The following is a 6,064-nucleotide window of genomic DNA, read 5'->3' as shown; positions in this document are numbered from 1 at the left end:
AGTCAGAACTGTGACTAAAAGGCCTATTTGCCCCAAGTATTTAGAGCCGTGTTGGCTTTTTGAGAGGTTCAAGATGCCTCCATGTCATTTCTAGGCATCGGTGCCCATCGCTTACTACCCAGTTGTTTTGGGTTTACCAAAGAATAGCACTGTCTTTGGGCCTGCAAAAATAGCTAGACTTGAGGCTTACCTCTTATTCAGCTCTCAGTGAGGCAATATCATGGCTCAGACCGACCCTTTTGGCCTAGTTGGCTTGACCTATGACGATGTGCTGCTTTTGCCCGGGGAATCTGACGTTGTTCCCTCGCAGGTATCAACCCGCACCAAGCTAACAAAGCGAGTTGAGATCAATATTCCACTGCTTTCCTCGGCAATGGACACCGTGACGGAGGCAAGGCTTGCAATTGCCATGGCGAGGCAAGGCGGTATCGGGGTACTTCACAGAAACCTTTCACTCGAGAATCAGGCGGCTCAAGTTGACTTAGTAAAGAGGTCTGAGGCCGGGATGATTACCCACCCGGTGACCATTGGACCACTTGCCAACATTCAAGAAGTCGATGACCTCTGTCGAACATTCAGGGTCTCCGGACTTCCGGTTATTGATGAGGACGGCATACTTCTTGGAATTGTCACAAACCGCGACATGCGGTTTGTGCTGGATGTTCAAAGAACTACCACGCTTGTAAAAGACGTGATGACTCCGATGCCACTAATTACCGCACCGGTTGGAATCAGACCCGAAAACGCGATTGCTATTTTTGCTCAACACCGCATTGAGAAGCTTCCACTGGTTGACGACAAAGGAAAACTTTGCGGACTAATAACGGTTAAGGATTTTGACAAGAGCGAGAAGTATCCACTTGCCTCAAAAGACGACAGTGGAAGATTACTTGTTGCCGCTGCCGTTGGGGTTGGGCAAGACGCTTGGGAGAGGTCAATGGCGCTTGTTGACGCGGGCGTTGACATCCTGGTTGTTGATACCGCTCACGGCCACAACAAAGCAGTTTTGGAAATGGTTGCAAAGCTAAAAGCCGAACCATTCGCAAAAAACGTAGACGTCATCGGCGGCAACGTTGCAACCCGAGAGGGAGCCCAAGCATTGGTTGACGCCGGAGCCGACGGAGTGAAGGTTGGGGTTGGACCGGGTTCGATCTGTACCACCCGAGTTGTCGCAGGAGTTGGCGTCCCACAAATCACTGCCGTTTACCAAGCCTCCTTAGCTTGTAAGCCAGCCGGTGTTCCGGTTATCGCTGACGGGGGCTTGCAGTTCTCGGGAGACATACCGAAGGCTCTGGTGGCAGGAGCCAACGCGGTTATGCTGGGATCTCTTTTGGCAGGAACTGATGAGGCACCGGGGGATATCACCTTCGTGGGTGGCAAGCAGTACAAGACCTACCGCGGCATGGGCTCCCTTGGTGCAATGCAGTCCCGCGGGGAGGCTAAGAGCTTTTCGAAAGATCGCTACTTCCAAGACGACGTACTTCGCGAAGACAAACTGGTTCCAGAGGGTATCGAGGGAAGGGTTCCCTACCGCGGCTCGGTAGCATCGGTGACTCACCAGTTGATTGGTGGCCTTCGGGCTTCGATGGGATACGTCGGCGGCGAAACAATCCCCGAGCTTCAGCTGAAGGGCAAGTTTGTTCGCATCACCGCGGCGGGACTCAAAGAGTCACACCCGCACGATGTTCAGATGACCATCGAGGCTCCCAACTACGGCACTCGCTAGAAAGTGACCCATGACTGAAATTGAAATTGGAAGAAATAAGCGCGCCAAGCGCGCCTACGCCTTCGACGACATCGCGATTGTTCCAACCAGAAGAACTCGTGACCCCAAGGATGTCTCTACCAGCTGGTCGATAGACGCCTACGAGTTCAAGATGCCAATCATGGCGGCACCGATGGACTCCGTTGTCTCTCCAGCCACCGCAATCGAAATCGGCAACTTGGGTGGCTTGGGGGTATTGGATCTTGAGGGTCTTTGGACGAGGTATGACAATCCAGAAAAACTTCTTGAGGAAATTTCAAAGCTGTCGGAGGAAGATTCCACTTCTCGCATGCAGGAGATTTACTCGGAGCCAATAAAGCCGGAACTTATTCGCGATCGCATTGCAGAAATTCGAGCCGGGGGAGTAGTTGTTGCGGGAGCACTCTCACCTCAGCGCACCGCACAGTTTTCCGACGTTGTTCTAAAAGCCGGCGTTGATCTTTTTGTGATTCGCGGAACCACCGTTTCCGCCGAGCACGTAGCCAAAGATAATGAACCTCTAAACCTAAAGAAGTTCATCTACGAACTGGATGTTCCAGTCATCGTCGGAGGGGTTGCAAACTACACCGCGGCCCTGCATTTGATGAGAACCGGAGCCGCTGGAGTGCTCGTGGGCTTTGGTGGCGGAGCCGCCACCACAACCCGCGCCGTGCTTGGCATCCATGCCCCAATGGCCACTGCGGTGGCCGATGTTGCGGGCGCAAGACGTGACTACATGGACGAGTCTGGCGGAAGGTATGTACACGTGATTGCCGACGGTGGGCTTGGAACTTCCGGAGATATAGTCAAGGCAATTTCCTGCGGAGCAGATGCGGTAATGATCGGCTCAATTCTTGCCAGGGCCAAGGATGCACCTGGCCGAGGCTTCCATTGGGGCGCAGAGGCGTATCACCAGGAACTTCCCCGTGGCAACCGCGTCAAGGTTGGAATAAACGGAAACCTTTCTCAGATTCTTTCCGGGCCTTCCACTTCGGCCGATGGTGTCACAAACATTGTTGGAGCGCTTGCTCGCTCGATGGCTACCACTGGCTACTCAGACCTTAAGGAATTTCAGCGCGTTGAAGTTGTGCTGGCTCCGTACCACAAGAGCTAATGGCTAATCCAACTTTCTTCTCGGTTGCGAGAAGGCCTAAGTGGATTGGCGGCTTAATACTTTCTCTCGCAGTTGCAGCAGTATTTGCATTGTTGGGACAGTGGCAACTGGATCGAACCTTCACCGTAGTTGAGCCGGCTGGTGCAAACGAGCAAGTCTTTGTTCTAAACGAGGTCGCTTTCCCCGGAGCGCCAATCACCGCCGAAGCCGCAAACGTACTTGTCTCAGCGAACATCTCCTTGGATCAGCAAAACGTGTTTATTGTTTCGAATCGCTTACAACAATCAGAAAATGAAGTAGTTGAGGGCTACTGGGTGATTGCAAACTCGGGTGCGCTGTTGGCCGATGATGACTCAACCGGATCGCTTACTGTTGCGATCGGTTACGCCAACACTTTAGAGCAGGCCGAAAAAGCCAGAGCTGAAATTCAAGAAGCAGTCTTCCCCCAGGCCTTTTTAGAATCCACCGGGCGCTACCTTCAGACCGAGGGACCGGTTGAAATAGCCGATCCCCAAAAACCATACGTTGTTGGAAGTTTGTCGCTTGCCCAACTTGTGAACTTTTACCAGGGACCTCCAGTCCAATCCTTCGCTGGGTTTTTGGCACTGGATGCCGAGCCCGGGTTCGGGCTCGATCGAATTGAGCTTCCTCCGCAGCAGGTTGGAACTCAGGTGAACTGGCTGACCCTGTTCTATGCCGTGGAGTGGGTATTGTTTGGAATCTTTGCTGTTTTCTTGTGGTGGCGCCTGGTTGAAGACCAGCGAATTAGGGAAATATCCGACCTCGAGTCCTAAAAAACCGAGTTTTTTAGCCCGAATTCGTCCGTTTGGCAGAAAAGTCTCAGGATTTCTGCTACTTTTACTGGAAATCAGTCATAAAGCAACAGATTCAGGCAGATTCGGACAGGGTAAAGATGCTCGCAGAAGAACGACGGATGCAACTCATTGAGTGGTCCAAGCTCGACGGTCGTATTGACGCCCTGGCTGCCGCAGGCAAACTAAATGTTGCGGTTGAAACCGTTCGTCGCGATCTGGATGTTTTGCAGCGACGCGGATTACTGAGAAGAGTTCACGGCGGAGCAATTGCAGCAAGCCGCTACTCACACGAATTTACTTTTCCCGAGCGCAAGGGAAGAAACCCAAATCAAAAACTTCGCATCGCACAAATCGCAGCGCAGTATCTTCCGGAGGAAGGTTGCATTTTTGTTGACGGTGGAACAACAACTGAATTTTTAGCCGAGGCCCTTCGCAACAAGCCGCAGCTTATGGTTGTCACAAATTCACTTTCCTTGGCGAGCCGAATCGGTGAATCATCGACACCGGTATTTTTTCTAAGTGGTCGCGTTAGGTCAACCACGTTGAGTTCGGTTGGATCGAAAACAGTGGAGGACCTACTGACCTACAAAGCACAGATTGCTTTCCTTGGTACAAATGGAATTGATCTGGACTCGGGTTTTACAACGGTTGATCCTGATGAGGCGGCTGTAAAAAAAGTCATGATTGAAAATGCAACCGAGACCATGGTGCTCGCTGACAATTCAAAGTTTGGGGCTAGCTACTCGGCACTTTTTGCAGGATTTGAGAACATCGACCGGTTGGTAACAGATGTTGATGCTGACCCAGCGCATGTGGAGGCGCTGAGCGAAAAAGGAATTGAGGTTGTCCTAGCATGACAACTTTCAAAAAAGCTTCGAGTGTGAGAGCACTCGGAGAAACAAGAGATGGAGTAAAGGGCAGAGCGTTTGCTTGATTCATCTTTATTGAGTGCAACTCAACCTAAATAGCTATAGAGAGGTAGTCGACTAAATGAGTAGTTTCATTCCAAGCGGAGCGGGCACCCACACCGGGTGGCGTGCCACGGTCCAGAAGCTGGGTGGAAACCTTGCAGGTATGGTTATTCCAAATATTGGAGCCTTCATTGCCTGGGGTTTGCTAACAGCGCTGTTTATCCCAACCGGATGGTTGCCTAACGAGCAGCTTTCCTCAATGGTTGGCCCAATGATCATCAACCTCCTTCCCATTCTGATTGCCTACACCGGTGGTCGTATGGTGCACGGACAGCGCGGTGCCGTAATCGGTGCCGTTGCAACCGTGGGTGTAATCGTTGGTTCATCCATCCCTATGTTCCTTGGTGCCATGATTATGGGCCCATTGGCAGCATGGGTTCTAAAGAAGATTGACGCGGTCCTAGACCCAGTAACACCTGCAGGATTCGAGATGCTGATTGGAAACTTCAGCCTCGGAATCTCCGGAATGCTGCTGGCAATCGGTGGATACTACGGAATCGGCCCAGCCGTGACGGCTATTTCTGACGTCCTCGGCGCGGGTGTGAAGTTCCTGGTGGACAGCTCATTGCTGCCGCTAGCTTCGATCCTGGTCGAGCCTGCCAAGGTTCTGTTCCTAAACAACGCCATCAACTTCGGAGTTTTGGCTCCGCTGGGTGTTGTTGAGGCTGCCGAAACTGGTAAGTCAATCGCCTTCATGATTGAAACCAACCCGGGTCCTGGCCTTGGAATCTTGCTTGCCTTCTGGCTAGCTGGACCTAAGGTTCTTCGCGGATCTGTTCCTGGTGCCATCGTGATCCACTTCCTTGGTGGAATCCACGAGATCTACTTCCCTTACGTTCTTCTAAAGCCAAAGATGATCTTGGCTGCAATCGCTGGTGGAGCCACCGGTGTTGCAATCTTCATGGTCACCGGAGCAGGACTTGTGGCAACACCGTCTCCTGGTTCAATCTTTGCTTGGTTGGCTGTCACCCCTCCAGGAAACCACTTCGGAGTTCTGACGGGCATCGTGCTATCAGCAACAGTTTCATTCCTAGTTGGATGGGTGCTTCTAAAGACCGGTGCTCAGGATGACTACGCTGACCTAGCCGGAGCATCAGCTGCATCGAAGAAGATGAAGAAGGGCTAGTAAAAGCCATGACATCAATTTCCGGATCAGATGTAAAAAAGTTAGTGGTTGCCTGCGAGGCCGGTATGGGTTCGAGCGTGATGATTGCCAAGCAGTTGGCGAAGCAGCTCAAAGCCCAGGGCATCGAAGTCACTCACTCACCGGTGAATCAGTTGTCCGATGCCAATCCCGACGTGGTGCTATGCCACCGAGGTCTAGGTGATCGAGCTAAGCAGGCCATGCCAGATACACCGGTTGTGGTATTTGACATGTTCCTCGGTGATCCAAGAATCCAAGGTGTTGTAGATGCCATAT

At 52.0% G+C, this 6,064-nt stretch carries 6 protein-coding genes; all 6 read left to right on the top strand.

The window, feature by feature from the left end:
• Positions 1-220 precede the first annotated feature (220 nt).
• Positions 221-1,726 carry an IMP dehydrogenase gene (guaB, locus tag WAO31_RS06530; protein ID WP_509591671.1) on the top strand — a complete coding sequence of 502 codons (1,506 nt, stop codon included), beginning with the start codon at positions 221-223 and terminating at the stop codon, positions 1,724-1,726.
• 10 nt (positions 1,727-1,736) lie between these two features.
• Complete coding sequence (locus tag WAO31_RS06525; protein WP_509591669.1) at positions 1,737-2,858, top strand: GuaB3 family IMP dehydrogenase-related protein; 1,122 nt, start codon at positions 1,737-1,739, stop codon at positions 2,856-2,858.
• Positions 2,858-3,652 (top strand): SURF1 family cytochrome oxidase biogenesis protein, encoded by a 795-nt coding sequence (locus WAO31_RS06520; protein ID WP_509591666.1) that lies wholly within the window; start codon positions 2,858-2,860, stop codon positions 3,650-3,652. The genes WAO31_RS06525 and WAO31_RS06520 overlap by 1 nt, the downstream gene beginning before the upstream one ends.
• A 32-nt stretch (positions 3,653-3,684) precedes the next feature.
• Complete coding sequence (locus WAO31_RS06515; RefSeq protein ID WP_509591664.1) at positions 3,685-4,530, top strand: DeoR/GlpR family DNA-binding transcription regulator; 846 nt, start codon at positions 3,685-3,687, stop codon at positions 4,528-4,530.
• A gap of 133 nt (positions 4,531-4,663) precedes the next feature.
• Entirely contained in the window at positions 4,664-5,770 is a 1,107-nt protein-coding gene (locus WAO31_RS06510; protein ID WP_509591662.1) for a PTS transporter subunit EIIC, read from the top strand.
• A gap of 8 nt (positions 5,771-5,778) precedes the next feature.
• Positions 5,779-6,064 (top strand): PTS lactose transporter subunit IIB (locus WAO31_RS06505; RefSeq protein ID WP_509591660.1); only part of this gene is annotated, 286 nt, incomplete at its 3' end.

This window comes from Rhodoluna sp., assembly GCF_049276775.1.
Lineage (GTDB): Bacteria > Actinomycetota > Actinomycetes > Actinomycetales > Microbacteriaceae > Rhodoluna.
This window is presented reverse-complemented; position numbering and strand designations above follow the sequence as displayed.

What these genes read in the sequence shown, in the direction of transcription:
- guaB (WP_509591671.1), top strand. Translation starts at nt 221, where the DNA reads ATGGCTCAGACCGACCCTTTTGGCCTAGTTGGCTTGACCTATGACGAT.
- WAO31_RS06525 (WP_509591669.1), top strand. Translation starts at nt 1,737, where the DNA reads ATGACTGAAATTGAAATTGGAAGAAATAAGCGCGCCAAGCGCGCCTAC.
- WAO31_RS06520 (WP_509591666.1), top strand. Translation starts at nt 2,858, where the DNA reads ATGGCTAATCCAACTTTCTTCTCGGTTGCGAGAAGGCCTAAGTGGATT.
- WAO31_RS06510 (WP_509591662.1), top strand. Translation starts at nt 4,664, where the DNA reads ATGAGTAGTTTCATTCCAAGCGGAGCGGGCACCCACACCGGGTGGCGT.